The organism is Actinosynnema sp. NPDC049800 (genome assembly GCF_040656635.1).
GTDB lineage: Bacteria > Actinomycetota > Actinomycetes > Mycobacteriales > Pseudonocardiaceae > Actinosynnema.
On the sequence record NZ_JBFAMT010000004.1, the window covers coordinates 208,734 to 235,230 of the forward strand.

23 protein-coding genes are annotated in these 26,497 nt (G+C 71.7%); 8 read left to right on the top strand and 15 right to left on the bottom strand.

The window, feature by feature from the left end; all coding sequences use genetic code 11:
- Window positions 1-4 precede the first annotated feature (4 nt).
- The 3 genes from AB0I91_RS07990 to AB0I91_RS08000 are packed head-to-tail and all read right to left on the bottom strand — an operon-like array spanning window position 5 to window position 3,131.
- On the bottom strand, window positions 5-766 hold the full coding sequence (locus tag AB0I91_RS07990) for an SDR family NAD(P)-dependent oxidoreductase (RefSeq protein WP_498782164.1): 762 nt from the start codon (window positions 764-766) through the stop codon (window positions 5-7).
- Complete coding sequence (locus AB0I91_RS07995; protein ID WP_499608506.1) at window positions 767-1,969, bottom strand: acetyl-CoA C-acetyltransferase; 1,203 nt, start codon at window positions 1,967-1,969, stop codon at window positions 767-769.
- A gap of 16 nt (window positions 1,970-1,985) precedes the next feature.
- Window positions 1,986-3,131: an acyl-CoA dehydrogenase family protein gene (locus AB0I91_RS08000; protein ID WP_498782160.1), complete on the bottom strand. Its 1,146-nt coding sequence runs from the start codon at window positions 3,129-3,131 to the stop codon at window positions 1,986-1,988.
- A gap of 165 nt (window positions 3,132-3,296) precedes the next feature.
- Between AB0I91_RS08000 and AB0I91_RS08005 the strand changes: the two genes are divergently transcribed.
- Complete coding sequence (locus AB0I91_RS08005; RefSeq protein WP_499636147.1) at window positions 3,297-3,842, top strand: TetR/AcrR family transcriptional regulator; 546 nt, start codon at window positions 3,297-3,299, stop codon at window positions 3,840-3,842.
- Window positions 3,843-3,964: 122 nt separating this feature from the next.
- Here AB0I91_RS08005 and AB0I91_RS08010 read toward each other — a convergent pair whose 3' ends face one another.
- Window positions 3,965-4,237 (bottom strand): GlsB/YeaQ/YmgE family stress response membrane protein, encoded by a 273-nt coding sequence (locus AB0I91_RS08010; protein WP_053718253.1) that lies wholly within the window; start codon window positions 4,235-4,237, stop codon window positions 3,965-3,967.
- Window positions 4,238-4,390: 153 nt separating this feature from the next.
- Window positions 4,391-5,188, bottom strand: coding sequence for a sporulation protein (locus AB0I91_RS08015; protein ID WP_498782158.1), 798 nt, complete (start codon window positions 5,186-5,188; stop codon window positions 4,391-4,393).
- 157 nt (window positions 5,189-5,345) lie between these two features.
- On the opposite strand from AB0I91_RS08015, the gene AB0I91_RS08020 reads away from it, so the two are divergent.
- A complete protein-coding gene (locus AB0I91_RS08020) occupies window positions 5,346-8,327 on the top strand; it encodes an acetyl-CoA carboxylase family protein (RefSeq protein ID WP_499635978.1) in 2,982 nt (993 codons plus the stop codon).
- Window positions 8,324-9,628 (top strand): MFS transporter, encoded by a 1,305-nt coding sequence (locus tag AB0I91_RS08025; protein ID WP_499608510.1) that lies wholly within the window; start codon window positions 8,324-8,326, stop codon window positions 9,626-9,628. Before AB0I91_RS08020 ends, AB0I91_RS08025 begins: the two co-directional genes overlap by 4 nt.
- Window positions 9,629-9,798: 170 nt before the next feature.
- Here the strand turns inward: AB0I91_RS08025 and AB0I91_RS08030 are convergent, their stop codons facing one another.
- Complete coding sequence (locus tag AB0I91_RS08030) at window positions 9,799-10,680, bottom strand: hypothetical protein (protein WP_499635981.1); 882 nt, start codon at window positions 10,678-10,680, stop codon at window positions 9,799-9,801.
- Between the two features lie 236 nt (window positions 10,681-10,916).
- On the opposite strand from AB0I91_RS08030, the gene secA2 reads away from it, so the two are divergent.
- The gene (gene secA2 / locus AB0I91_RS08035) at window positions 10,917-13,235 is read left to right on the top strand and encodes an accessory Sec system translocase SecA2 (protein ID WP_498782150.1); all 2,319 of its coding nucleotides are present in this window, start codon (window positions 10,917-10,919) and stop codon (window positions 13,233-13,235) included.
- A 48-nt stretch (window positions 13,236-13,283) separates the two neighbouring features.
- Here the strand turns inward: secA2 and AB0I91_RS08040 are convergent, their stop codons facing one another.
- Complete coding sequence (locus AB0I91_RS08040; protein ID WP_499635984.1) at window positions 13,284-13,550, bottom strand: hypothetical protein; 267 nt, start codon at window positions 13,548-13,550, stop codon at window positions 13,284-13,286.
- Between the two features lie 395 nt (window positions 13,551-13,945).
- On the opposite strand from AB0I91_RS08040, the gene AB0I91_RS08045 reads away from it, so the two are divergent.
- Entirely contained in the window at window positions 13,946-15,253 is a 1,308-nt protein-coding gene (locus tag AB0I91_RS08045; protein WP_498782146.1) for a tannase/feruloyl esterase family alpha/beta hydrolase, read from the top strand.
- 136 nt (window positions 15,254-15,389) lie between these two features.
- Here AB0I91_RS08045 and AB0I91_RS08050 read toward each other — a convergent pair whose 3' ends face one another.
- From AB0I91_RS08050 to AB0I91_RS08060, 3 genes are read right to left on the bottom strand one after another with little or no spacing between them, the layout of a single operon-like run.
- Window positions 15,390-17,237, bottom strand: a complete 1,848-nt coding sequence (locus AB0I91_RS08050) for a helix-turn-helix domain-containing protein (protein ID WP_499635986.1) — start codon at window positions 17,235-17,237, stop codon at window positions 15,390-15,392.
- Window positions 17,238-17,241: 4 nt separating this feature from the next.
- Complete coding sequence (locus AB0I91_RS08055; RefSeq protein WP_498782142.1) at window positions 17,242-18,579, bottom strand: MFS transporter; 1,338 nt, start codon at window positions 18,577-18,579, stop codon at window positions 17,242-17,244.
- Window positions 18,580-18,618: 39 nt separating this feature from the next.
- A complete protein-coding gene (locus AB0I91_RS08060; RefSeq protein ID WP_499635989.1) occupies window positions 18,619-19,386 on the bottom strand; it encodes a 3-hydroxybutyrate dehydrogenase in 768 nt (255 codons plus the stop codon).
- A 195-nt stretch (window positions 19,387-19,581) separates the two neighbouring features.
- Between AB0I91_RS08060 and AB0I91_RS08065 the strand changes: the two genes are divergently transcribed.
- Window positions 19,582-19,719: a hypothetical protein gene (locus AB0I91_RS08065; protein ID WP_498782138.1), complete on the top strand. Its 138-nt coding sequence runs from the start codon at window positions 19,582-19,584 to the stop codon at window positions 19,717-19,719.
- Window positions 19,720-19,728: 9 nt separating this feature from the next.
- Here AB0I91_RS08065 and AB0I91_RS08070 read toward each other — a convergent pair whose 3' ends face one another.
- On the bottom strand, window positions 19,729-20,457 hold the full coding sequence (locus AB0I91_RS08070) for a TetR/AcrR family transcriptional regulator (RefSeq protein WP_499608519.1): 729 nt from the start codon (window positions 20,455-20,457) through the stop codon (window positions 19,729-19,731).
- Window positions 20,458-20,494: 37 nt separating this feature from the next.
- Here AB0I91_RS08070 and AB0I91_RS08075 point away from each other — a divergent pair, with 37 nt between their 5' ends.
- Both AB0I91_RS08075 and AB0I91_RS08080 read left to right on the top strand, forming a co-directional pair.
- Window positions 20,495-21,685: an MFS transporter gene (locus AB0I91_RS08075; protein WP_499635992.1), complete on the top strand. Its 1,191-nt coding sequence runs from the start codon at window positions 20,495-20,497 to the stop codon at window positions 21,683-21,685.
- A 40-nt stretch (window positions 21,686-21,725) separates the two neighbouring features.
- Entirely contained in the window at window positions 21,726-22,910 is a 1,185-nt protein-coding gene (locus AB0I91_RS08080) for an MFS transporter (RefSeq protein ID WP_499635995.1), read from the top strand.
- Between the two features lie 93 nt (window positions 22,911-23,003).
- Here the strand turns inward: AB0I91_RS08080 and AB0I91_RS08085 are convergent, their stop codons facing one another.
- The 4 genes from AB0I91_RS08085 to AB0I91_RS08100 form a co-directional block, all read right to left on the bottom strand.
- Window positions 23,004-24,122, bottom strand: a complete 1,119-nt coding sequence (locus tag AB0I91_RS08085; protein WP_499635998.1) for an LCP family protein — start codon at window positions 24,120-24,122, stop codon at window positions 23,004-23,006.
- A gap of 152 nt (window positions 24,123-24,274) precedes the next feature.
- The gene (locus AB0I91_RS08090; RefSeq protein WP_498782128.1) at window positions 24,275-24,664 is read right to left on the bottom strand and encodes a DUF3037 domain-containing protein; all 390 of its coding nucleotides are present in this window, start codon (window positions 24,662-24,664) and stop codon (window positions 24,275-24,277) included.
- Window positions 24,648-25,442 (bottom strand): HipA family kinase, encoded by a 795-nt coding sequence (locus tag AB0I91_RS08095; RefSeq protein WP_498782126.1) that lies wholly within the window; start codon window positions 25,440-25,442, stop codon window positions 24,648-24,650. The genes AB0I91_RS08090 and AB0I91_RS08095 overlap by 17 nt, the downstream gene beginning before the upstream one ends.
- Before the next feature lie 272 nt (window positions 25,443-25,714).
- Window positions 25,715-26,488 carry an SGNH/GDSL hydrolase family protein gene (locus AB0I91_RS08100; RefSeq protein ID WP_499636000.1) on the bottom strand — a complete coding sequence of 258 codons (774 nt, stop codon included), beginning with the start codon at window positions 26,486-26,488 and terminating at the stop codon, window positions 25,715-25,717.
- Window positions 26,489-26,497: the final 9 nt, after the last annotated feature.

A 26,497-nucleotide genomic window follows, 5' to 3' on the forward strand; every position in this document is an offset into this window, starting at 1 on the left:
GTGATCAGCCTCCGAGGGTCACGCCGCCGTCGACCACGAACGTCGCGCCGGTGGTGTAGCCGCCCGCCGCCGACGCCAGGAAGACGACGGCCGCGGCCAGCTCCTCCGGGTCGCCCACGCGGCCCAGCGGCAGCCGGGAGATGTGCGCTTCGAGGTAGCCCTCGGGGTACTGGTCGGTCATCTCGGAGGCGAAGTAGCCCGGCGCGAGCGCGTTGACCCGGATGCCCTTGCGGCCGGTCCACTGCTGCGCCAGGTCGCGGGTCAGGCCGAGCAGACCCGCCTTGGACGCCGAGTACGCCGCCTGCGGCAGGCCGCCGGAGACCAGGCCGAGCACGCTGGAGACGTTGACGATCGAACCGCCGTTCGCCATCACGGCCGCCGCCGCCTGCGCCATCCAGTACGCGCCGTTGAGGTTGACGTCCATGACGCCGAGGAACTGCTCGGGCGTCTCCCGGGACGCGGGCACCGCCGACGCCACGCCCGCGTTGTTCACCAGCACGTGCACCGGGCCGAACTCCGCCGCGGCGCGCGCCACCTCACGGCAGTCGTCCGGCTGCGCCACGTCCGCCCGCACGACCAGCGCGCGCCGACCGGCGTCCTCCACCAGCTGGGCGGTGTCCTTGAGCCGGTCGGCCCGCCGGGCGGCGAGCACCACGTCCGCGCCCGCCTCCGCCAGGCCCTTGGCGAACGCCACCCCGAGGCCCGAGGACGCGCCGGTGACGATCGCGACCTGCCCGTCCAGCCGGAACTTGTCCAGGATTCCCATTCAGCTCAACCTCTCCAGGATGATCGCCATGCCCTGACCGCCGCCGACGCACATCGTCTCCAGCCCGAACTGCGCGTCACGGGCGCGCATCCCGTTGATCAGGGTGGTCATGATGCGGGCGCCGGTGGAGCCGAACGGGTGGCCGAGCGCGATCGCGCCGCCGTGCACGTTCAGCTTGTCCATGTCGATGCCGAGCGCGCGCTGGCTGCCCAGCACCTGCACCGCGAACGCCTCGTTGATCTCGACCAGGTCGATGTCGTCGACGGTCAGGTTCGCGTGCGCGAGCGCCTGCTTGGTGGCGTCGACGGGGCCGAGCCCCATGATCTCCGGCGAGAGGCCGGACACGCCGGTGGACACGATGCGCGCCAACGGGGTCAGGCCCAGCTCCTTGGCCCGCACGTCGCTCATCACGACCACGGCCGCCGCGCCGTCGTTGAGGGGGCAGCAGTTGCCGGGCGTGACGGTCCCTTGTGGACGGAACGACGGGTTGAGCGCCGACACCGCGTCGTAGGTGACGCCACGGCGCGGACCGTCGTCGGTGTCGACGACCGTGCCGTCCGGGAGGGTGACCGGGGTGATCTCGCGGGCGAAGAAGCCGTCCGCGATGGCCTTCTCCGCCAGGTTGTGCGAGCGGACGCCGAACTCGTCCTGGTCACGTCGGCTGATGCCGAGCGCGGTGGCGACGTTCTCGGCGGTCTGGCCCATCGCGATGTAGTAGTCCGGCAGCTCGCCGTCCTCGCGCGGGTCGTGCCACGGCTCGTTGGTCTCCGCGGTCCGTTGAGTGCGTTCGCGCGCGGCGTCGAAGAGCGGGTTGAAGTGCGGGTCGCCGTGCCGGTAGCGGGAGACGCACTCCACGCCGGCGCTGATGAACGCGTGGCCCTCGCCCGCCTTGATGGCGTGGAAGGCCATGCGCGCGGTCTGCACGGACGACGCGCAGAACCGGTTGACCGTGGTGCCGGGCAGGGTGTCCAGGCCGAGCTGCACGGCGATGCGGCGGGCCACGTTCTGCCCGTGCTCGTCCTGCGGCTCGGCGCACCCCAGGTGCAGGTCGGTGATCTCGGCGCGGTCCAGCTCGGGGACCTGGTCGAGCGCGGCGGCGACGATCCGCGCGGCCAGGTCGTCCGGGCGCAGGTCGACCAACGAGCCCTTGCGCGCCCGACCGATCGGGGAACGCGAGGTGGCGACGATGACAGCCTCGGGCATGGCGGTGCTCCTGTGTCTAGAGGCCGAGGTCGCGGCCGATGAGTTCCTTCATGATCTCGTTGGAGCCGGCCCAGATCCGGGTCACCCGGGCGTCCATCCAGGCGCGCGCCACGCGGTACTCGGTCATGTAGCCGTAGCCGCCGTGCAGCTGCACGCAGGCGTCGATGACGTCGTTCTGCACGTCCGCGCTCCACCACTTGGCCTTGGCCGCGTCCACGGCGGTCAGCTCGCGGCGGGTGTGCGCGTCGGTGCACTGGTCCAGGAACGCCTGCGTCACGTCGATCCTGGTGACCAGCTCGGCGAGGGTGAACTTGTTGTGCTGGAAGGAGCCGATGGCCTGGCCGAACGCCTTGCGCTCCTTGGTGTACTCGATCGTCTCGAGCAGGATCTGCTTGGCGTGGGCCAGGTTGGAGATCGCGCCGCCGAGGCGTTCCTGCGGCAGGCGTTCCATCATGTAGATGAAGCCCTGGTCGACCTCGCCGATGACGTTCTCGGCCGGGATGCGCACGTCCTCGAAGAACAGCTCGGCGGTGTCGGACTCGGGCTGGCCGACCTTGTCCAGCTTGCGGCCGCGCTCGAAGCCCTTCATGCCGGTCTCGACGGCGAACAGGGTGATGCCGCGGGCCTTCTTCTCCGGGCTGGTGCGCGCGGCGACGACGATCAGGTCGGCGGAGAAGCCGTTGGTGATGAACGTCTTGGAGCCGTTGAGGACCCAGTCGCCGCCGTCGCGCACGGCGGTGCTCTTGAGCGCGGCCAGGTCGGAGCCGCCGGAGGGCTCGGTCATGCCGATGCCGGTCGTCAGCTCGCCCGAGCAGAACCTCGGCAGCCAGCGCTGCTTCTGCTCGTCGGTGCACAGGTCGACCAGGTAGGGCGCGACGACGTCGCCGTGGATGCCCAGGCAGGACGACATGCCGGCGCTGACCTTGGACAGCTCCTCGCCCAGCACGGCGTTGAACCGGTAGTCGTTCGCGCCGCTGCCGCCGTGCTCCTCGGGGACCTCCAGGCCGAGCAGGCCCTGCTTGCCCGCTTCGAGCCACACGTCGCGGTCGATGTGGCGCTGCTCGACGAACCGCTCGTAGTTCGGGGTGAGCGTGCGGTCGCAGAACGCCCGCGCGGTCTCGCGGAACGCTTCGTGGTCGGGTTCGAACAGCGAGCGGCGCACTCTCGTTTCCTCCATACTAAGCGGTTGCTTAGGTCTAAGCGTGTGCTTAGCCTGCGGTATCGTTCGGGTTCGTGTCAAGGAGGGCCGGCTGTGACGACGACCAGTGGTGAGTTCGCGCTCCTGGATGAGACGTGGTCCTCGGTGACGCCGCCGGCGGCCAGGCGGATGCTGATCGCCGCCGCGGCCGCGTTCTCGGTGCGGGGGTACCACGCGACGACGACCCGTGACATCGCGGCGCAGGCCGGCATGTCACCCGCGGCGGTCTACATCCACTACCGGTCCAAAGAGGAACTGCTGTTCCACATCTCGCGGATCGGGCACGCGACGTCGTTGTCGGTGTTGACGGGCGTGTCCGAGGTGGACCCGGTGGCGCGGCTGGCGGCGGCCGTGCGGGCGTTCGCGTCGTGGCACGCGGAGTACCACACGACGGCGCGGGTCGTGCAGTACGAGCTGAGCGCGTTGACGCCGGAGCACCTGGCCGAGGTGGTGGAGCTGCGGCGGCGGATCGAGGCGGCGGTGCGCGACATGGTCTCGGACGGCGTCCGCGCGGGCGCGTTCGACGTGCCGGACGTGCGCGGGGCGACGTTGGCGGTGCTGTCGCTGTGCATCGACGTGGCCCGCTGGTACCAGCCCGCCGGCCGCCGCACGCCGACCGAGATCGGCGACCTCTACGCGGACCTGGTCCTGCGCATGGTGGGCGCCACCACCTGACCCGCGCGTGCCCTGCGCCCGAAGCGCGTGTCCTACGTCCCGGCACCTCGAGTTGAACGCTCAGGACGGCGAGCCGTGCGCTGAGCGTTCAACATCGGTGTTCCGACCGTAGGACACGCGGGCTAGCGGACGGATTTCTTGCCGTAGAACCCTGCGACGAGGCTGACGCCGATGGCGGCGATGATCACCTGCACGATGATCTCGATCCAGTCGATGCCGGGCGTGTCCTCCACGCCGAGCGCCCGGGCGATGAACGTGCCCAGGAACGCCGCCACGATGCCGACGATGATCGTCAGCCAGATGGGGATGGCCTGCTTGCCCGGCGCGATGAGCTTGCCCAGCAAACCGATGATGAGACCCACGATCAGAGCGCTGATCACACCGCCGATGCCCACGATGCCTCCTGCGGGTTAGTCGCCTTCGAAGAAGTCCCCGACCGCGTCGAGGGCCTCATCGGTCATCATCCCCACCGCAGACGCCGTCCGCAGCGCCAGCGGCGACCGGGCGAGCCCTGCCCGCACGCCGCGGCGACGTCCGCGCGGGCCGCCCTAGTGGCCGAAACCGTGGGAAGATCGCCTCCCGGAGACCTGGTCCATCCACTGGTGCAGCAGCGCCGCCCAGTCCGTGCGGATCACCTCATCGTGCGACATGGCGAAGTGCCCGAACGAGTCGCCGCCCGCCCGGAACAGCCCACCGCGGCGGTCGGCCTCCAGCACCACGTACAGCCGGTGCGGGTCGGCGACGAAGGTCAGCTCCAGCTGGCTGATCTTGGCCAGGAACTGCCCCGGCGGCAGGAACTCGATCTCCTGGTAGAACGGCAGCTGCTGCGGCACGCCCCGGATCCGCCCCGACTCGTTGTCCGCGCGCTGGAAGCGGAACCCGAGGGCGCCGAACGCGTTCAGCACGTGCTCCTGCGAGCGCATCGGGTGCACGGCCACCGGGTCGAGGTCGCCCGGGTCGACGGCGCCGCGCACCTCCAGCTCCGTGCGCAGGCCCATCGTCATGCCGTGCAGGTGCTGCCCGTGCACGACGGTCACCGGCGTCTCCAGCGGCACCGGGAACTGGAACGGCAGCACCAGGTTCTGCCCCGGCGCGACGACGATCTGCCTGCCGACGACGACCCGCGCGAACTCGACGTTGCGGTTGTGCTCGTTGTCGCCGCTCTCCACCTCGACCCGGGTGACGAGGGACAGCTTGACCTCGTCGATCTCGGCGGGGTGGTCGCCGCCCGCGATGCGCACCTCGCCGGTCAGCGCCTCGCCCGGTCGGGTGTTCGGGTTGGCCAGCACCGTGTCCACCGACGGACCGCCGACTCCGAACGCGCGCAACATCCTCTTGAAAACCACGGTGGGTGCCTCCTGGCCTGCTCTGTGTCACGCCCTTGACCTCGGGTTTCTTCAAGGACGCCTCGACAGGTGCATCGGTTCCCCCTGGACGAACGCTAAGCGCGGATGCCACTATGCGACCGCGGTCACATACTAAGCGGTCGCTCAGGAGGTTGAAGTGCCCACGCTGCTCGTCGCCAACCGGGGAGAGATCGCCGTCCGGGTGCTGCGCGCCGCCGCCGACCTCGGCTGGCGGACCGTCGCCCTGGTCACCGACTCCGACGACGCGCACGGCCGGTTCGCCGACCGCGCCGTCCGGCTGCAAGGCTCCTACCTGGACGTGGACGCCGTCCTCGCCGCCGCCGACGGGTGCGACCTGGTGCACCCCGGCTACGGGTTCCTGGCCGAGAACGCCCGGTTCGCCCGCCGCTGCGCCGAGGCCGGGCTGACGTTCGTCGGACCGCCGCCGGAAGTGCTGGAGCTGCTCGGCGACAAGAGCCGGGCCCGTGCCCTGGCCGCCGAGGTCGGCGTGCCGGTGCTCGCGGGCGCCGAGGACGAGTTCGAGGACTTCTTTCGCGCGCACGGCGCGGTGGTCGTGAAGGCCGTGGCCGGTGGCGGCGGCAAGGGCGTGCGCGTGGTGCGCCGCCTCGCCGACCTCGCCGCGGCCGTCGAGCGGTGCCGGGCCGAGGCGCTGGCCGCGTTCGGCGACGGCACGGTGTTCGTCGAGGAGCTGCTCGAACCCGCGCGGCACGTCGAGGTGCAGCTGGTCGGCACGACGGTGCTCGGCGACCGCGACTGCTCGTTGCAGCTCAGGCACCAGAAGCTGGTCGAGGTCGCGCCCGCGCCCGACCTCTCCCCCGACCTGCGGTCCGCGCTGCACGACGCGGCGGCCACGATCGCGCGCGCCGTCCGGTACACCGGGCTGGGCACGGTGGAGTTCCTGGTCGCGCCGGACGGCCGGTTCGCGTTCCTGGAGGCCAACCCGAGGCTCCAGGTCGAGCACACCGTCACCGAGCAGGTCACCGGGCTGGACCTGGTGCGCGCGCAACTGCTGCTCGCGGCCGAGGTCGAGCCGGACCTGACGCACACGCCACGCGGCAGCGCGCTGCAACTGCGCGTGAGCCTGACGTCCGCGGGGCGGCTGTCGGCGTTCGTCCCGCCAACAGGACCGGGCGTGCGGGTCGACACGCACGCGTCCGTCGGCTACCGGGCCGGCCTCGGCTTCGACCCGTTGCTGGCGAAGGTCGTGGTGCACGCCGACGACCTGGAGACCGCGCTGCGCCGGGCCCGCCGCGCGCTGGACGAGTTCACCGTGGACGGTGCGCGCACGAACATCGGCTTCCTGCGCGGGCTCCTGGACCACCCGGACGTCCTGAAAGCGCACACGGGCCTGGTCGACTCACTGCCCCGGGAGGACACCGGAGCGCGCGCTCCCGTGCAGGGAACGGTCGTCGCGATCGAGTCCGGCACGGTCGTCGTGGAAGCGATGAAGATGCAGCACGTCGTGCCGATCGGCGACGCGCGGGTGCTGGTCGAGGTCGGCGACACGGTCGCGGAGGGCGCGTTGCTGGCCGAGGGCGTGGACCTCGCCGTCGAGGAGAAGGCCGTCGAGGTCGACCTGGACGACGTGCGGCCCGACCTCGCGGAGACGTTGGCGCGCCACGACTTCTCACGTCCCGAGGCGGAGGCGAAGCGGCACGCGGCCGGCCGCCGCGCGGTCCGGGAGAACATCGCCGACCTGTGCGAGGAGTTCGTGGAGTACGGCGGACTGGCCATCGCCGCGCAACGCCGCCGCCGGTCGTTGGACGAGCTGGTCGAGCGCACGCCCGCGGACGGGCTGGTGGCGGGCGTCGGCCGGGTGAACGGCGGCCAGGTCGTCGCGATGTCCTACGACTACACGGTCATGGCGGGCACGCAGGGTCTGCGCAACCACGCCAAGAAGGACCGGATGTTCGAGCTGGCCGAGCAGCGGCGGCTGCCCGTGGTGCTGTTCGCCGAGGGCGGCGGCGGGCGACCCGGCGACACCGACCACGGCGGCGTCAGCGGGCTGGACTGCCTGGCGTTCCACCTGTTCGCCAAGCTGTCCGGGCTGGTGCCGCTGATCGGCATCGCGTCCGGCCGCTGCTTCGCCGGCAACGCCGTGCTGCTGGGCACGTGCGACGTGGTCATCGCGACCCGTGACGCGACCATCGGCATGGGCGGCCCGGCGATGATCGAGGGCGGCGGGCTCGGCGTGTTCCGGCCCGAGGAGATCGGGCCGGTGGACGTTCAGGTGCCCAACGGCGTGATCGACGTGCTCGTGTCCGACGAGGCCGAGGCCGTCGCGGTGGCCAAGAAGTACCTGTCGTACTTCCAAGGTCACCCCGATGGGACGCGCACCGACGCCTGGGAGTGCCCCGACCAGCGGCTGCTGCGGCACCTCGTGCCGGAGAACCGGGTCCGCGCCTACGACGTGCGGACCGTGGTGGAGACGCTCGCCGACACCGGCTCGGTGCTGGAGCTGCGGCGCGAGTTCGGCCGCGGCATCGTCACCGCCCTTGCCCGGGTCGAGGGCAGGCCGCTGGGGCTGATCGCGAACGACCCCGGCCACCTCGGCGGCGCGATCGACGCCGACTCCGCCGACAAGGCCGCGCGGTTCCTCCAGCTGTGCGACGCGTTCGACCTGCCGGTGGTGTCGCTGTGCGACACGCCGGGGTTCATGGTCGGGCCGGACGCCGAGCGCACCGCGACCGTGCGGCACCTGACCCGGATGCTCGTGGCCGGCGCGAACCTCGACGTGCCGTTCGGGTTCGTGGCGCTGCGCAAGGCCTACGGGCTGGGCGCGCAGGCAATGGCGGCGGGCAGCTTGAAGGTGCCGCTGTTCGCGGTGTCGTGGCCCAGCGGCGAGTTCGGCCCGATGGGGCTGGAAGGCGCGGTGCGGCTCGGGTACCGGCGCGAGCTGGACGCCATCGACGACCCGGCCCAGCGCAAGGAGATGTTCGAGGCGATGGTCTCCGCCGCCTACGAGCACGGCAAGGCGCTCAACGTGGCGTCCGCGTACGAGATCGACGACGTGATCGACCCCGCCGACACCCGGCGCTGGATCACCACCCTGCTCACCGGCCCCGACCCCGTCCAGGTCAGGACCGGCAAGAAACGCCCGTTCGTGGACACCTGGTGAAAGGGAACAAGCACATGGTCACGACCGCTCCCCCCGAGCGGCGCACGTTGCGCAAACTCATGGCGGCCGGGCTCGTCGGCTCCTCGCTCGAGTGGTACGACTTCTTCATCTACGCGACCGCCGCGGCGCTGGTGTTCCCCAAGTTGTTCTTCCCCGAGGCGTCGCCGCTGATCGGGCTGCTGCTGTCGTTCAGCACGTTCTGGGCGGGGTTCATCGCCCGACCGGTCGGCGGGCTGGTGTTCGGGCACGTCGGCGACAAGTTCGGCCGCAAGCCCGCGCTGGTGACGTGCCTGGCGCTGATGGCCGCGGCGACGTTCCTGATCGGGCTGCTGCCGACCAGCGCGACGCTGGGCGTGATGGCGCCGGTGCTGCTGGTGGTGCTGCGGTTCCTCCAGGGGATCGCGGTGGGCGGGCAGTGGGGCGGTGTCGTGCTGCTGCTGACCGAGACCGCGGGGCCGCAGCGGCGTGGGTTCGCCGGGACGTTCGGGCAGGCGGGCGTGCCGCTGGGCGTGATCCTGGGCAACGTCGCGTTCCTGGTCGTGGGCGCGACCGTGCCGGCCGCTTCGTTCGCGACGTGGGGGTGGCGGGTGCCGTTCCTGGCGAGCGCGCTGCTGTTCCCGGTGGTGCTGTTCATCCAGTTGAAGGTCGAGGACAGCCCGGTGTTCCGGGAGATCAAGGAACGGCGTGGCGACGGTCCCGCGCCCGCGCCGTTGCGGGAGGTGCTGCGGACGCACCGCAAGCCGGTGCTGCTCGGCGCGGGGCTGATGTTCGCGTCCAACGCGGTGTTCTACGTGAGCATCGCGGGCGTGCTCGACTACGCGACGCGTGAGCTGGGGTTGGCGCGGAACTCGGTGCTCGTGGTGACGCTGCTGTCGTCGCTGGTCAGCGTGCCGGTGATCCTGCTGGCGGGGCGTTGGTCGGACCGGCACGGCAGGCGTCCGCTGATCGTGGCGGGCGCGGTGGCGATGATCGTGTGGGCGTTCCCCTACTTCTGGCTGATCGACACCGCGTCGCTGGGGCTGATCTTCGTCGCGCTCGCCGTGTCGGGGGTGGGGTCGAGCCTGGTCTACGGGCCGGTGGCGGCGTACCTGGCGGAGCTGTTCGAGCCGGGGGTGCGGTACTCGGGGGCGTCGCTGGCGTACCAGCTGGCGTCGATCCTGGTCAGCGGCGGCACACCGTTCATCATGACGGCGTTGCTGGTGGCGACCGGTACGTCACTGTCGGTGTCCGCGTTCCTGCTGGTCATGGGCGTGGTGACGCTGGCCTCGGTGCTCGGCTTGCGGGAAACCCACAAGGTCTGACATGAGCCGAATCCACTAATCCGGATTCAAAGCGGACTGCGACTATCCTCCTCGCGCCTCAATGGACCATCAGCGAAGGGGACGCTTTGACAGGATCGCTGCACGCGGGCGGGGAAAGCGGCAACGACGGCTGACGCCGCTTCCTGGATGACAATCGAGAGGGGTGCCGATCAGGCACCCCTCTCCTTCAGTTCAAGACGCATGCCCATGCCGTGGCGCATGGGCAGGTCGAACCCCTCGAACACGAAGATCGACCGGCCGCTCTCGTCCTCGGCCGGGCCAAGGGTGAAGCCGTTATGGTCTTCCTCGAAACCGATGGGCTCATAGTAGGCGTCGTATCCGCGAGGAAGCGCTACCTTGTACCGCGCATGCCTCACCGGAGTGGCGAACCTGAATGTGAAGTCGTCCGGCGTCCGGTCCCGCATGAGCGGCGCACACATGCCAGGCCACTCGATCTCCACCGCAATGGTGATCTCGCTGTCTTCCGGTGGTGGCTCGGGGAGGTGGACGATCAGGACGAACTTGCCATCGGCGACCCACGTCGACGTGGTCGTCAAACTCGCTCCCGGCAGGTCACCGCCCAGGAACCTCCGCACCGCCACGCCGATCTGGCGCCGGTACCTGGAGGGCTGCGGCCAGCCGCAACCTTGGACCAAGGGCACCACCCACAAGTCCTTGCTCAACACCTTGGCCCGGATCGTGGTCCGCCTGCGCGCGTTCCCGTTCGAGTCGACTCCCACGAACTCGTCCCAGTCCACTATCCGATACGCAGGGCGCTGATCGCCGGACGCGACATCGACCAACTGCGAAATTATCGTCCGATATGACTCGACCTGTCGAACCAATCCGCGGCGATCGGCCAGCAGAAGCAGACCGAGCGAGAGCAGCACGAGGATCGCGGCCACCAGCGCGCCGGCTTTGACGGCGGCACTCCCCAGGATGGCGCCGAGGAGCACGGCGAACGACAAGACGCCGACGACCGCCTTCACGACCACCGGCGCGCCTTCGTCGGCGAGGAGGTCGTCAAGCCAGTGGACGAACCGTTGCAGCACGGCGGCCCCCTACACGCTTGGTCACGCCACGGAGTCGGAGATTATCGACCGGTAGTCACGATTGGCAGCACCCGAGCGGCCCAGCGGGCTCGGATCGCGCGAGGTTCGCCCGCTCGGCGGCAGCACCGCCCGCAGCACCGCGGGGCCGTCCGGGAACAAGATCGACTCGTCTGACGAGTGAACTGTCAACCGGGTGACGTGCGGAACGTTGTGCGCTTGCCGTACGTTGCCGTGCCGTGACCACTCTCCTGGGACGGTTCAAGCAGCGGATGCGGCGGTTCGCGCAGAAGCCCGGCTCCGCCGACCTCACGCCCTACCGGAAGCTGCTCGACGAGGTCAACGAGCAGTCCGAACGCGTGAAGAAGCTCAGCGACGAGGAGCTGACCGCCGCGGCCGCCGCGCTGCGCGACAAGTCGGACTTCGGCCGCCCCGAGCTGGTGGAGGTGTGCGCGCTCGGCCGCGAGGCCGCCGACCGCGCGCTCGGCCTGCGCCCGTTCGACGTGCAGATCCTCGGCGCGCTGGGCCTCCTGGAGGGCCACGTGGTCGAGATGGCCACCGGTGAGGGCAAGACGCTCTCCGGCGCCATCGCCGCGGCCGGCTTCGCGTTGCGCGGCGACCAGGTGCACGTGGTCTCGGTCAACGACTACCTGGCCCAGCGCGACGCCGAGTGGATGGGCCCGCTCTACGAGCTCATGGGCGTGAAGGTCGGCTGGATCAACCAGAGCTCCAAGCCCGAGGAGCGCCGCGCCGCCTACCAGGCCGAGGTCATGTACGCCTCGGTCTCGGAAATCGGCTTCGACGTGCTGCGCGACCGGCTGGCCACCGACGAGGGCAACCTCATCGTGCCCAAGCCGCGCGTCGCCCTCGTCGACGAGGCGGACTCGGTCCTGGTGGACGAGGCGCGCGTGCCGCTGGTCCTGGCGGGCTCCACGGCGGGCCCGGCGGTCGACCCGGCGCTGGCCGACCTGGTCAAGCGGCTGCGCCGCGACCTGCACTTCGAGATCGACGACGAAGAGCGCAACGTCTACCTCACCGGCGCGGGCAGCGAGCTGGTCGAACGGGCGCTCGGCGGCATCGACCTGTACTCCGACGAGCACGTCTCGACCACGCTGAGCAAGGTCAACGTGGCCCTGCACGCGCAGGTCCTGCTGCACCGCGACGTGGACTACATCGTCCGCGACGGCAGGGTGCACCTGATCAACGACACCCGGGGCCGGATCGCGAAGCTCCAGCGCTGGCCCGACGGCCTCCAGGCGGCGGTCGAGGCCAAGGAGAACGTGGCGACCACGGACGCGGGCGAGGTGCTCGACTCGATCACCGTGCAGGCGCTGCTCAGCCGCTACCCCACGGTCTGCGGCATGACCGGCACCGCGGTGGCCGTGGCCGAGCAGCTGCGCGACTTCTACCAGCTGGAAGTGCTGGTCATCCCGCCGAACGTGGAGACGATCCGGGAGGACGAGGCGCCCCGGCTGTACGCGACGCTGGAGCAGAAGGAAGCAGCCGTCGTCGCCGAGATCAAGGAGGTCCACGAGACGGGCCGCCCGATCCTGGTCGGCACGCTGGACGTGGCCGAGTCCGAGCGCCTGTCCCGCAAGCTCGCCGAGGCGGGCCTGGACTGCGTGGTGCTCAACGCCAAGAACGACGCCGAGGAAGCCGCGATCATCGCCGACGCGGGCTCGTTCCAGCGGGTCACCGTCTCGACCCAGATGGCGGGCCGCGGCACGGACATCCGGCTCGGCGGGCACGACTCGACCGACCGGGAGCGCATCGCCGAGCTCGGCGGCCTCTACGTGATCGGCACCGGCCGCCACTCCAGCAGCCGGCTGGACGACCAGCTGCGCGGTCGCGCGGGCCGCCAGGGCGACCCCGGCGGGTCGGTGTTCTTCTCCTCGTTGCAGGACGACCTGGTCACGCAGTACGTGCCCGACCACGACGAGCCGGCGGAGGTGGACGAGGACGGCCGCATCACGGACTCCGGCACGCTGCACACCGTGGAGCACGCGCAGCGCGTCGCCGAGGGCGTGCACCTGGAGATCCACCGCAACACCTGGCGGTACAACAAGCTGATCGAGCACCAGCGCCAGCTGCTGCTGGAGTACCGGGACAAGCTGCTGCGCACCGACCTGGCGTGGCAGGAGCTCTCCGAGCGCAAGCCGGACAAGGCGCACGAGATCAAGGACCTGGACACCGACGTGAAGGTCGGCGCGGCCCGGTTGATCGCGCTGCACCACCTCGACCAGCGGTGGAGCGACCACCTGACGTTCCTGACCGACCTGCGCGAGGGCATCCACCTGCGGGCGCTGGCGCGGCAGAACCCGCTCGACGAGTTCCACCGGGAGGCGATCCCGGCCTACCACAAGATCATCCCGGACGCGTGGGACGAGGCGGAGGAGACCTTCGCCAAGGTGGAGATCGACGCCGACGGCGCGCACCTCGCCGAGGCGGGCGTGCAGCGCCCGAACACCACCTGGACCTACCTGGTCAACGACAACCCGTTCTCCTCGGGCCTGGAGGAGACGTTCAAGGGCCTGGTCAAGCTGGTCCGGCGCCGCTGACCGCGTCCGTGCGCGGGCCGGGAGTCAGGCCCGGCCCGCGCACGGCGTTCAGCGAACGGGTGCGGAGACCTTCCCGTCCTCGACCGGCGCCGCCTGTCGGGGCAGCTTGGAGCGTCTCGGCATCCGCTGCGCCACCGCCTGCTCGGTGAGGGTGCGGATCTCCGCCAGGATGTCCAGGTGCTGCTGGGACGGTGGCGGACCGACGAGGTTCGAGTGGTCGAACGCGGTGCGTTCGGCACGGTGGGCCAGGTTCTGGATGCGCCGGATCAGGTCCCACTCCTGGTCAGTGCGCGTAGAGCGCCGTTGCTCAGTCACCCCGGAAGCAGACACCTCACGCCGGGTGAACGTAAATCACCTGGCAGTGCGAACTTCGCTGGGTCAACTCAGCTACCCCCGCCAGGGCGCTCGAAACGCACCGATCGTGGTACTCAAGGTTCCACCGCCGGGCGATCGGCCACACCGTGCACGCGGGGACGTCCAGGACACGGCCGTTAGGACGGTCACGGCGATCGGTGACAGCCCGGTTATGCACCGATCGACGTCACCTGTGGCAGTGAAAATCCCGATTACCGCCCTTGGTGACGCGGCGTCGTGCAATCCCCCGGTGTGAGGGTCACTCGCAGGTGTGCCGCCGATGGCTCCGCACACCACATCCGCCCCGCCGGCCATGGCGTCCGGACCCATTTCGCGGCCCGGCGGGCCGACTTACCGTGCCTCGGGTGAACATCGTCGTTCCACTGATCGCAGCGCTCCTCGCGACGACGGCGCAGGCCGTTCCCGCGTCCGCCGAAGGGTGCGGGCCACTGCGCGTTCCCGGTGCCGAGCACCAGGAACTGACCCACCTCGCCGACCTGTCCACCGCCGGCGGCCGCACCGACCCCGCCGACTGGGCCGGCCTGACCCCGGCGGGCCTGCCCGCGCCGACGCCCGTGCCGGGCACCCAGGTGGACGGCTACTTCCCCGACTCCTCGACCGGCAACACCAACCACGGCTGGGCGCACGACTCGCAGTTCGTGATCCGGCTGCCGGCGCGCTGGAACGGCGGCCTCGTCGTGGCGGGCTCGCCCGGCGTGCGCGAGCAGTACGCCAACGACCGCGCGATCAGCGACTTCGTGCTGGCCCGCGGTTACGCGTTCGCGTCGACCGACAAGGGCAACACCGGCGTGGCCTTCCACCGGGACGGCAGGCGGCCGGGTGACGCGATCGCCGAGTGGAACCACCGGGTCACGCAGCTGACCCGGGCGGCGAAGGCCGTGGTGGCGCAGCGGTACTGCCGACCGCCGTCGCGCACCCTGGCCACCGGCATCTCCAACGGCGGCTACCTGGTGCGGTGGCAGCTGGAGAACCGCCCCGAGCTGTACGACGGCGGCGTGGACTGGGAGGGCACGCTGTGGACCGCCGAGGGCCCGAACCTGCTGACGTTCCTGCCGCCCGCGCTGAAGGGCTACGCCACCGGTGACAAGGCGGCGGTGGTGGCCGCCGGGTTCCCGGCCGAGTCGGAGTTCCTGTGGCCGTTCCACCACCAGTACTACTGGGACCTGACCCAGCGCATCTACCGCGAGGAGCTGGACCCGGGCTGGGACGGTGACGCGGAGGCGGGCACGCCGTTCTGCGCGCCCGGCACGCCGCTGTGCGACGCGGACTACGACTACGCCGCACGGCCGCAGGCGCAGCGCGCCGTCGAGCGGATCGCGCTGACCGGCCGGATCGGCAAGCCGCTGCTCACCCTGCACGGCACGTTGGACGTGCTGCTGCCGATCTCCCGCGACTCGGACGTCTACGCGGACATGGTGCGCAAGGCGGGCCGCAGCGCGCTGTTCCGCTACTACCGGATCGAGGGCGGCACGCACGTGGACTCGCTGTTCGACGCGTTCCCCGACCGGCTGCGGCCGCTGACGCCGTGCCACCGGTCGGCGTTCACCGCGCTGGAGGGCTGGCTGACGGGCACGCGCCCACCCGCGTCGACCACCGTGCCGCGCCCGGCATCCGTGACCGCCACGGAGTGCTCGCTGGCGTAACCGAAACCGTCCCGCCGCTCGGCTCGCACTGGGGGCAGCCGAGCGGCGGGACACCGGCGTCCGGCGCTTCCGCGCTTCTGGGCCCGCCTGCCGGGCGTGCGGATCTCCAGGGCTCAGCGACGACCGGGCGACGACATCACGGGCCGAGCACCTTCATGAGCTTGAGCGCCAGTTGGACTTCGAGCACCCGGTCCGGCGACTGCCAGTCCTCGCCCAGCAGGCTCGCCACCCGGTCCAGCCGCTGCACCACCGTGTTCACGTGCACGTGCAGCTCGTCCTTGGCGCGGCTGAGGTTCGCGCCGCACGCGAAGTACGCCGTGACGGTCCGGACCAGCTCGGTGCCGCGGCTGGAGTCGTAGTCCAGCAGGGGGCCGAGGGTGGAGCGCACGTACCCGGCGACGTCCGCCCGGTCGCCCAGCAGCACGCCGACGAAACCGAGGTCCGCGAGCGTGCCGCCGGTCCCCTTGCGCCCCAGCTGCAGCAAGGCCTTCAGGCACCGCACGGCCTCTGCGTGCGCGGCGGCCACGGCTTCCGGGCCGTGCGCCGGACCGCCCGAGCCGACGGTCACCGGCAGGCCGACCGCCTTGCCCAGCACCCGGGTCGCGTCCTCCGCCGCGCACGCCAGGTCCGCGCCGGGCAGCACCAGCACCACGTGCTCGCCGTGCACGCCCGCCAGCCCGCGGCACGACGACGCGTGGTGCGCGGCGGCGGCGAGGAGCCGGTCACGGGGACCGTCCGCGACCAGCACCACGTGGTCGGCGGCCAGCTCGACGCCGACCCGGCGGGCACGGGCGCGCAACGCGACCGAGTCCACCCCGGCCGTCAGCAGGTCGGTGATCAGCTCGCCGCGCACCTTGTTCTCCGCCTCGGCGACCGTGCGGCGCAGCAGGAGCAGCAGGGCGGTGACGACGCCCGCGCGTTCGAACAGCCTGCGGTCGGCGTCGCCGAGGTCCGGGCGGTCGGTGAGCGTGATGCCGCCCAGCAGCTCGCGGCCCGCCAGCACGGCGCACACCCACGTGCCGTCCTGCGGGATGGCCCGGCCGCTGGCGCGGGAGGCGTTGACCGCCGCACGGGGCGTGAGCGCGCGGGTGGTGCCGATGCGGGCCAGCTCGACGCCGTCGTTGTCGTGCACCACGATCCCGCCGTCGAGCACCTTGGCCACGGCGGCGGCCACCTCGGGCACGTCCGCGCCGCGCAGCACCAGGTCGGTGAGCCGGTCGTGGGCGTCCTCGGCGCGGCGCATGGCCTCGTTGTGCGCGCGGATCGTCTCGCCCGCGGCCCGGGTCTCCTCCAGCAGGTGCGCGGTGTCCAGCGCGATCGCGGCGTGGTCGGCCAGCGACGACAGCAGCGCCACCTCGTCGGGCGGGAACTGGCGCGGCGAGCGGTTGGCCGCGTAGAGCACGCCGATGACCCGGCGGTCGAGCTGGAGCGGCACGCCCAGGATCGCGACCAGGCCCTCGTCGCGCACGGCCGCGTCGATCGGGCCGGTGTGGTTGAACCGGTCGTCGGCGAAGTAGTCGGCGGTCACGTAGGGCCGCGCGGTCTGGGCCACGAGCCCGCCGAGCCCTTCGCCCATGCCGAGCCGGACCTGTTGGAACAGCGCGGAGATCGAGCCGTCGGTGACCCTCATGTAGGTGCCGCGACCGGGCTCGTTCATGCTCAGGTAGGCGATGTCCGCGCCGAGCAGCAGCCGGGCGCGCCGCACGATCGACCGCAGCACGGCGTCCGGGTCGCGCACGCCGGCCAGGTCGTTCGCGGTGTCGAACAGCGCTTCCAGCTCGGCCTCACGACGGCGGTGCGCGGTGAGCGTGCGGCGGATCCGCAACGCCCACTCCGTGGCGCGGGCGATGTGGTCCAGCTCGGGATCCGGCACACCGGCCGCGCGGGCCGCGGGGAGCACCGCCGCCAACCGCTCGCTGCCCGCGTCGGTCGCGAGCAGGTCGAGCAGCTCCAACAGGTGCTCCACCGCGTCCGCCTCGCTCATACCGTCATGCTCGCACCGACGCCGTGTCCGCGTCGGTCCGGTTCAGGGAGCTGCCCTTCGTCTCCTTGGCCACCACGACCGCGATCACGGTCAGCACGCACATGCCGATCACGTACACCACGATCGGGAACGAGCTGTCGTAGGCGGCGAGCAGGGCGGTCGCGATGAGGGGCGCCACGGCGCCCGCGCCGATCGACGCGAGCTGGTAGCCGATGGACGCGCCCGAGTAGCGCACCTTCGTGCCGAACAGCTCCGAGAAGAACGCCGCCTGCGGGCCGTACATCGCGCCGTGCAGGACGAGGCCGACGGTGACCGCGAGCGTCATCGGGAAGAACGACTTCGTGTCCAGCAGCGCGAAGAACACGAACATCCACAAGCCGATGCCGACCGCGCCGATCAGGTACGTGGTGCGGCGGCCGATCCGGTCCGACAGCGCGCCCCACATCGGGATCGTGACCAGGTGCGCGAACGACGCGATCAGCACCGCGTTCAACCCCGCCGAACGCGGCATCCCCAGTTCCGACGTGATGTAGACCAGGATGAACGCGGTGATCACGTAGTACGACACGTTCTCCGCCATGCGGGCGCCCATCGCGATCAGCACCTCGCGCCAGTGGTCGCGCACGACGGCCACGATCGGGGGCTTCTCCTTGAGCTTGCCGGCCTCGATCTTCTTTTGGGCCTCCAGGAACACCGGCGACTCGGACACGCTGAGCCGGATCCACAGCCCGATCAGGACGAGCACGCCGGAGAGCAGGAACGGCACCCGCCAGCCCCACGACAGGAACGCCTCGTCGGACTGCACGGCGGCCAGCACCGCGAGCACGGCGGTCGCCAGCAGGTTGCCCATCGGCACGCCCGCCTGCGGCCAGGACGCCCAGAACCCACGCCGCTCCGCGCTGCCGTGCTCGGACACGATGAGCACCGCGCCGCCCCACTCGCCGCCCAGCGCGAAGCCCTGGATCAACCGCAGCAACGTCAGCAGCAGCGGCGCGGCCACGCCGATCGCGGCGTAGGTGGGCAGCAGGCCCATGGCGAACGTCGCGCCGCCCATCAGCACCAGGCTGAGCACGAGCAGCTTCTTGCGGCCGAGCTTGTCGCCGAAGTGGCCGAACACCAGGCCGCCGAGCGGACGGGCCAGGAAGCCGATCGCGTAGGTGAGGAAGGCGAGCATGGTGCCCACGAGCGGGTCGCTCTGCGGGAAGAACAGCTTGTTGAACACCAGGGCGGCGGCGGAGCCGTAGAGGAAGAAGTCGTACCACTCGATGGTCGTGCCGATGAGGCTGGCTATGACCACCTTGGCGAAGGACTTCTTCGGCTGCGGAGGGGCGGCGTTCGTCATGTCGGTCACCACTTCGTTGGGGAGGGGGGCGAACGGGGGCTACTGGGCGGTCCAGCCGCCGTCGATCGTGAACGACGAGCCGGTGACGTGACCGGAGTGCGCGCCGCACAGCCACAGCACGACGGAAGCCACCTCGGCCGGTTCGATGAGCTGCTTGATGGCGTGCCGGGTGAGCATCACGTCGGCGAGCACCTGCTCCGGCTCGATGCCGTGCGCCCGGGCCTGGTCGGCGACCTGGTTCTCCACCAGCGGGGTGCGCACGTAGCCGGGGCTGACGCAGTTGCTGGTCACGCCGTGCGGCGCGCCTTCCAGCGCGATGACCTTGCTCAGCCCTTCCAGGCCGTGCTTGGCGGTGACGTAGGCGGACTTGAACGCGCTGGCCCTGGCGCCGTGCACGCTGGAGATGTTCACCACCCGACCCCAGCCGCGCTGGTACATGTGCGGCAGGGCGTGCCGGGCGAGCAGGAACGGCGCGGTGACCATGACCCGCTGCAACAGCGCGAACCGGTCGGGCGGGAACTCGTGCACCGGCGCCACGTGCTGGAGGCCTGCGTTGTTGACCAGGATGTCGACCTCGGCGGGCAGGTCGCGGACGGGGTCGTCGGCGGCGAGGTCGACCACGTGCTCCATGCCGCCGGTCTCGCGGGCCGCGTCGGCGACCGAGTCGCCGTCGCGGTCGACGAGGTGCACCTTCGCCCCGGCGCGGGCGAGGGCGACCGCGCAGGCCCGACCGATGCCGCTGCCGGCGCCGGTGACCAGGGCGGTTCGACCGGACAGGTCGTCGCTGTGACCGGGAACACTCGTCATGGCCCGAAACGCTAGGTGACCTGCGGTGCACCGGACATGTGACGAAGCCCTACAACCTCCGGACAGCCCATGTGTTTAGCCGACAGTTAGCCCGGGAATGATCGGATTGCCCAATACCGGGTGAAGTGATGGTGCGGCCGTAGGTAGGCTGCTTTGGCCCGTTCGGGGGACGTACGAGGTTTTGGGGGTTACGAAGTGTCACTCACGCCGATCTACGACGACCTGCTGCGCGAGTTCGAGGGGATCATCCTCGTCAGCGAGGCGGCCGAGGCGGTCCAGACCGCCGCACCGGCTGCGGCGCAGGCCGACGAGCCGACCCCGGACGAGGGCTGACCAGGGCGTTCAGGACGTCGGGGCCCTCTTCGAGGCGATGAGGGCTTCGACACCGTCCAGCAGCAGCCGCAGCCCGAACTCGAACTGGTCGCCCGCGTACGGCGAGACTCCCTCCCGCACGGCCGCGACCAGCGCCGGGTACGGCTCGAAGTCGACCAGCTCGGCCAGCACGGCGTCGCGTTCGCGCATCTCCTCGGCGCTGGGCTCCGGCGCGTCGAGGCCCAGCCTGGCCTGACCGCGCACGTAGGCGTCGACCGACTCGACCACCGCCATCTTCTCCGCCTCGGACAGGCCGGTGCCCTCCAGCACGCGCAGCGCCGAGTCCATCCACCGCAGCAGGCCCGGTCCGGGCGCGGCCACCGTCGCGACCAGGTGCAGCACCCACGGGTGCTTGCGGTAGCCCTCGTGGTCGGCGCGCGCCCACGCCTCCAGCTTGGCCCGCCAGTCGCCCGGCCGGTCGTCCGGCAGCGGGTCGTCGGCCCCGATCGAGTCCGCCATCAGGGCTTCCAGCTCCGCCTTGCCCGGCAGGTAGGTGTAGAGCGAGGCCGTGCCGACGCCCAGCTCGACGGCCACCCGGCGCATCGACAGCGCGGCCAGGCCCTCGGTCTCCGCGATCCGGATCGCGGCGGCCACGATCCGCTCCATCGTCAGGCCGCGCCGGGGACCGCGGGCGGGGCGGCGGGCGTCCTTCCACAGCAGTTCCAGCACTCGCCGCTGCGCGTCGTCCTTTGCGTCCATGGTGAAACTCAGTATACCGTTCGGAGTTGTACGAACGGTGTTCGAAGTTTTGGGGGACGACGTGGACCGGGGGATGGCGCGGGAACGGCGGACGTTGACGGCGGCGACGCTGGCCAACGGGCCGACCGAGCTGATCGACTTCGTGCTGCCGCTGTGGGCGGGCGCGGCCATCGGGCTGAGCGCGACCGAGGTCGGCGTGCTGATGGCGGTGGAGCTGGCGCTGTCGGTCCTCGTCCGGCCGCTGGCGGGCGTGCTGGCGGACCGGTGGGACCGGCGGCACACCGCCGCCATCGGCGCGCTGCTCTACGCGCTGTCGTGCGCCGGGTACGCGGTGGCCCAGGGCGCACCGCTCGCGTACGGCGCGGCGGCCGTGGGCGGTGCGGGTGGCGCGTTGCTGTGGGTCGCCGTGCGCGCGATCGTCAGCGAACGGCTGGCCGAGGACAGCGCGGTGTTCCCGCGCCTGCTCTCGGCGCAGGAGACGGGCTCGTGGGTGGCGTTCGTGGTGGGGCTGGCGCTCATGGGCTCGATCGGGTACGCGGGGCTGTTCTGGGCGTGCGCGGCGGCGTGCGCGGCGGCGGCGGTGTTCCTGCTCGTCGCGCCGAGGCGTCGGGAAGGCGGCGGCCGGGGCGTCGCGGCGGCCGGGCTGGGCGCGGTGGGCAGGCGGTTGCGGCCGATGCTGTTCGCGGTGGTGATGACCATGGCGGCGGAGGCGGCCGTCGGGTTGCTGCTGCTCCTGCACCTGCAACGCGGGTTCGGCCTGGAGTTGCGGGAGGTGGCGTTCGTGTTCCTGCCCGGCGCGATCGCGATGAGCGCCGCCGCCGAGTACCTGCACCAGTACGTGCTGCGGTTCGGCAGGCGGCTGGTGCTGGTGTGCGCGTCGCTGGCCAGTTGCGCGTTCGCGGTGAGCCTGGCGTGGGCGCCGAACCCGTACGTGATCGCCGGGCTGTGGGTGCTCAGCGGGTTGGCGTGGGCGGCGGTGATGCCGGTGCAGCAGGCCGTGATCGCCGAGGCGGCCGACGGTCAGGTGGGGCGCGCCATGGGCGTGTACGAGGCGGCGTGCCTGGTCGGCGCGTTGATCGGCAGCCTGGCGGCGGGGTTGTTGTACGACGGCGCGCACTGGTGGGTGGCGTGCGTGGTGGCCGCCGGGATGATCCTCGCCGGTGCGGTGGTCGTGCCGCGTGCGGTGCGGCGGCTCGGCGTGCCCGACATCCCGGTGGTCAAAGCCTGACCGGGCTCCTTCTCGGGCCACTACCGTTCGGCTTCGGACGGTGCCGAGGTTCTGGGGGGGCGACGTGGACGCACCGGGTGTGCTGCGGGAACGGCGGGCGTTGAGAGCGGCGGGGTTGGTCGGCGGGCCGATCGAGCTGATCGACCTCGTGCTGCCGCTCTGGGCGGGGGCGGCGATCGGCTTGCGGGCGACCGAGGTGGGTGTGCTGGTCGCGGTCGTGGCGGCGTTCGCGCTGCTCGCGCGGCCGGTCGCGCGGGTGCTGGCGGAGCGGTGGGACCGTCGGCACACCGCCGCGGTCGGCGCGGCGCTCTACGCGCTCGCGTGCACGGGGTACGCGGTGGCCCAGAGCGCACCGCTCGCGTACGGCGCGGCGGCGGTCGGAGGCGCCGGGGGCGCGCTGCTGTGGGTCGCCGTGCGGGCCATCGTCGGGGAACGGGAGGCCGACGACACCGAGGCGTTCCTCCGCGTCACCTCCGCCCGGGACGTGGGGGCGTGGCCCACCGCCGTCCTCGGGCTGGTGTTCTTCGGGATGGTGGGGTTCGCCGGGTTGTTCTGGGCGTGCGCGGCGATGTGCGTGCTCGCGGCGGTGATCCTCTTGACCGCGCCTCGCCGCCCGACGGGCGCTGACGAGGGTCGGGAGGACAACGCGCCGGCCGAGGTGGGCACGGGACGGCGGTGGCCGGCGTCGGTCGCGGAGGCGATGGCGGCGGCCGCGGGGGCGGCCGTCGGGCTGCTCCTCGTCCTGCACCTGCAACGCGGGTTCGACCTCGGGGTGGTGCAGGTGGTGCTCGTGCTGGTGCCCGGCTCGATGGCGGCGGGACTCGCCATCCTGCACGTGCGCCGGCACGTGTCGCGGCACGGCCGCAGGCGGGTGTCGGCGGTCGGGTCACTGGTCGGTTGCGCGACCACGCTGGGTTTCGCGTTGGCGCCCAACCCGTACGTGATCGCGGGGCTGTGGATGATCAGCGGGGCGGCCTGGGGTGCGGTGTTGTCGGTGCGGCAGGCCGTCGTCGAGGCGTCGGCCCGCCCGGTCCTGGGCGTGCAGGACACCGCGGGCCTGGTCGGGCTGGTGGTCGGCAGCCTGGCGGCGGGGTTGTTGTACGACGGCGTCCAGTGGTGGGCGGCGTGCGTGGTGGGTGCGGCGATGGTCCTCGCGGGCGCGGTCGCCCTGCGGTTGGCCGTGGACCTGCTCGGGATCGCCGACGCCCCGCTCGCGAAGGCCTAGGAACGCGGACGGGCCGCCGGGTGCGTGTGCCCGGCGGCCCGATCCGTGGAGCGACCGCCGGGTGCGTGTGCCCGGCGGCCCGTTCGCGGAGCGCTACTTCGGTTGCGGCAGCAGGTCGGCCGGGACCGGCTCGTCCTTCTCCAGCGCGCCGAACAGGCGCAGCGCGTTGTCCCGGTCCCACTGCACGACCGAGCCCGCGCCCGGCACGGTCGGCGTGCCGCCCACCGGCACCGTCACCGTGTCCACTCCCCCGCCCATGGCGAACGCCATGCCCGCGAGGTGGTGCAGGTGGTCGTCGGAGTTCACCGAGATCGAGTCCGTGCCGGCGAACAGCAGCGGGAACGCCTTGAACGGGTTGGCCAGCGTGCCGAAGCTCGTCGCCTTGTCCGTCAGCGCGGCGAGGAACTTGCGCTGGTTCTCCACCCGCTGCAGGTCGGCCGTGGCGAACGCCCGCGAGCGGACGAAGCCCAGCGCCTGCGCGCCGTCGAGCTCCTGGCAGCCCGGCTGGAGGTCCAGACCCGCCAACGGGTCCTGCATCGGTTCCTCGATGCACATGTCCACGCCGCCGACCGCGTCCACGATCCCGGCGAAACCGCCGAAGCCGATCTCCATGTAGTGGTCGACGTGGATGCCCGTGGCGCCCTCCACGGTCTGCACCAGCAGCGACGGCCCGCCGAACGCGAACGCCGCGTTGATCTTGTTCTTGCCGTTGCCCGGGATGTCCACATAGGAGTCGCGAGGGACACTCACCAAAGTGGACTTCCCGGAACCCTCCGGGATGTGCAGCAGCATGATGGTGTCCGTGCGCCGACCGCCCGCGTCACCGGTGGACAGCGCGGCCTTCTGCTCCTCGGTCAGGTCGTCGCGCGCGTCCGACCCGACGAGCAGCCAGTTGGTGCCCGGCGTGTCGGCGGGCCTGCCCTCGTAGTCGGTCAGCGCGTCGATGCGGCGCAACGACCCGTCGACGTAGAACCACATGCCGACGCCGAGCGCCAGCAGCAGCACCAGGACCACCCCGATGATCCGCCCGATTCTCGGCTTGCGGCGTCGGGGCGCCGGACGTCGTCCGGCCTGCTGGTACGCGGCCTGCTGCCCGTACCCGCCCGGTGGCGGCCCGCCCTGTGGCCCGCCCTGTGGCCTGCGCTGCCGCGGTTGCCCGCCCTGTCGGTATCCGCCTTGCTGATACCCGCCCTGCTGGTATCCGGCGCTCATCAAGCGACCCCGTCCGTGTGTCGGTCACTGCTCGCACCTAAAGACGCGGTGCGCGGCAAGAGGTTGCCACCCTAGTGCCACGACCGGCGGCCTCCGCCCCGTGTTCCGGCCCTCGGACGGGTGCATCGCGGCGGAGGTCGTCGGTCGTGGCACTACCGGTCGGGCGGCAGCACGAGCGCGGCCAGCAGGCGGTCCAGCTCGGCCTCCGGGTCGTCGGTCAGGCCGGTGTGCGCGGGCGAGGTCTGGACGATGGTGCTGCGCGGCGCGGTCAGCCAGCGGAACCGCTGACCCGCTGTGGTGCGCGACACCGGACCCGCCGTAGGCACGCCGTCGCACGACAGCCCCAGGTGCTCCAGGGTGGCCCGCAACACCTCCACGTCCAGGAACGGGTCCAGCGCCAGCACCCGGCGCTCGTCGACGTGCACGCGGGCGCCGAGGAAGTCCAGGTCCTTGCAGTAGACGAGCACGCCGACGTTGACGAACTCGCCGCGCTCCTGCCTGGGCACGGCGCGCAGCAGCGCGTACTCAAACACGTGCGGCACGTGCGGCCTCCAGTGCGTCGACCCACGCCCGCGGCGCGGCCAGGCGGGCGGTGAAGAACGACTCGTACGCCTCGCGCACGGCGGCCGGTGTGCCGAACGCCTCGTCCTGCGCCAGCCACTCGTCGGGCACGAGCGCCAGCACCTCGCGCACCAGGTCGGGCGTGACGCGGGCGGTCAGCTCGGCGTCCACCTCGGCCAGGTCGCCCGCGAACGGCAGCATCAGGTGGTCGGCCGCGTCGAACCGGTAGGTGGCCGCCGGGAACCGCTCCGGCCGCCACGAGTGGTGGAAGTACAGCGACGCGCCGTGGTCGATCAGCCACAGTTCGCGGTGCCAGAGCAGCGTGTTCGGGTTGCGCCAGCTGCGGTCGACGTTGAGCGTGAGCGCGTCCAGCCACAGCAGCCGGGTCGCGGTCTCCCGGGACGGCTCGCGCACCACCGGGTTGTAGTCGAACGAGCCGGGCAGGTAGTCGAGCCCGAGGTTGAGCCCGCCGCTGGCCTTGAGCAGCTCCTGCACCTCCTGGTCCGGCTCGGCCCGGCCCAGCTCCGGGTCCAGGTCGACCAGCACGATCTCCGGCACCCGGAAGTCGAGGCGGCGGGCCAGCTCGCCGACCACGATCTCGGCGACGAGCGCTTTCACGCCCTGGCCCGCGCCGCGGAACTTGAGCACGTACATGCCCAGGTCGTCGGCCTCGACCAACCCCGGCAGGGAGCCGCCCTCCCGGAAGGGCGTGACGTAGCGGGTGGCCGCGACCTGGCGCAGCCCGTTCGAGTGGTTCACGGTGTTAGTTTGCCGCTGCTCCGCAGACGGCGGCGAGGTCGCCTGGAAGTCGACCGTTCGCGCCCCGATTTCCGACGATCGAAAAGCGTGATCGCCGGAAATGGGGACGCGAACGATCGACGCGACCTCGCGGGGCGGCGGGCGGTGACCGCGTGGGGCAGTCGGGGTCTAGCGGCGGCGGGCGATCTTGCCGGGGAAGCGGGCGATCTGGCGGGGGTGGCGGGCGATCTTGCCGGAGGAAGCGGGCGAGCTGGCGGGGGGTGGCGGGCTGGTCAGGTGGCGGTGGTCGGGGTGTCCGCGCGGGTGGTGGCGTCGGTCAGGGCGGGGAGGTAGCCGGATTCCTGGCCTGCCCGGTTCGGGTGGTAGGAGCGGTCGACGGGGACCAGGACCAGGCCGTTCAGCCACGGCTCGTCGGCGCACACGCCGTGGTCGTCGAACCGCTCCCGCACGTCCGCGAACTCGAACCCGGCCGCCTTCGCCCGGTCGCCGGTCACCTCGGCCAGCACGTCCGCCGCCCGGTTCACCGCCGCCCGCTTCGGCCCGCTCATCAGGCACCACGTCTCGTGCGAGAACAGCCGCGGGTAGCCGAGCACCACGACCTCGGCCGACGCGGACCTCCGGTCGGCCACCACGCCGTACAGCGAGTCCAACCGGCCGGGCAGCTCGCCCCGGATGAACGCCTCGGCCACGTCGACCCGCTGCACGCACTCCTCGTCGTTGCCCAGGGTGCACGTCGTCATGACGTCGCCGAACCCGGCGTCGTTGCCGCCCGCGGTGATGGTGACGAGCGTGGCGCTCGGCGTGATCCGCTCCGCCTGCCCGGTCACCTGGTCCGTCTTGGCGCCCGCGCACGCGACGAACACCAGGGACGCGCCGTTGCGCTTCGCCCACAGGCTCGGGTACGCGTGCGGGCTCCGCCGGCAGTCGTCGGACGCCTCGCCGCCCGCGCCGAGGCCCGCCGCGTAGGAGTCACCCAACGCGACGAGCTCCGGCGCGACCGGTACAGGTGTGATGGCCATCAGCAGCGCGATCGCGAGCATCTTCATGCACCGGTG

Bases quoted from the DNA above. Each gene is read 5' to 3' on its own strand.
- AB0I91_RS08100 (WP_499636000.1), bottom strand. From the start codon at position 26,488: ATGAAGATGCTCGCGATCGCGCTGCTGATGGCCATCACACCTGTACCG.
- AB0I91_RS08085 (WP_499635998.1), bottom strand. From the start codon at position 24,122: ATGAGCGCCGGATACCAGCAGGGCGGGTATCAGCAAGGCGGATACCGA.
- AB0I91_RS08005 (WP_499636147.1), top strand. From the start codon at position 3,297: ATGCTGATCGCCGCCGCGGCCGCGTTCTCGGTGCGGGGGTACCACGCG.
- AB0I91_RS08055 (WP_498782142.1), bottom strand. From the start codon at position 18,579: ATGACGAACGCCGCCCCTCCGCAGCCGAAGAAGTCCTTCGCCAAGGTG.
- AB0I91_RS07990 (WP_498782164.1), bottom strand. From the start codon at position 766: ATGGGAATCCTGGACAAGTTCCGGCTGGACGGGCAGGTCGCGATCGTC.
- AB0I91_RS08050 (WP_499635986.1), bottom strand. From the start codon at position 17,237: ATGAGCGAGGCGGACGCGGTGGAGCACCTGTTGGAGCTGCTCGACCTG.
- AB0I91_RS08060 (WP_499635989.1), bottom strand. From the start codon at position 19,386: ATGACGAGTGTTCCCGGTCACAGCGACGACCTGTCCGGTCGAACCGCC.
- AB0I91_RS08070 (WP_499608519.1), bottom strand. From the start codon at position 20,457: ATGGACGCAAAGGACGACGCGCAGCGGCGAGTGCTGGAACTGCTGTGG.
- AB0I91_RS07995 (WP_499608506.1), bottom strand. From the start codon at position 1,969: ATGCCCGAGGCTGTCATCGTCGCCACCTCGCGTTCCCCGATCGGTCGG.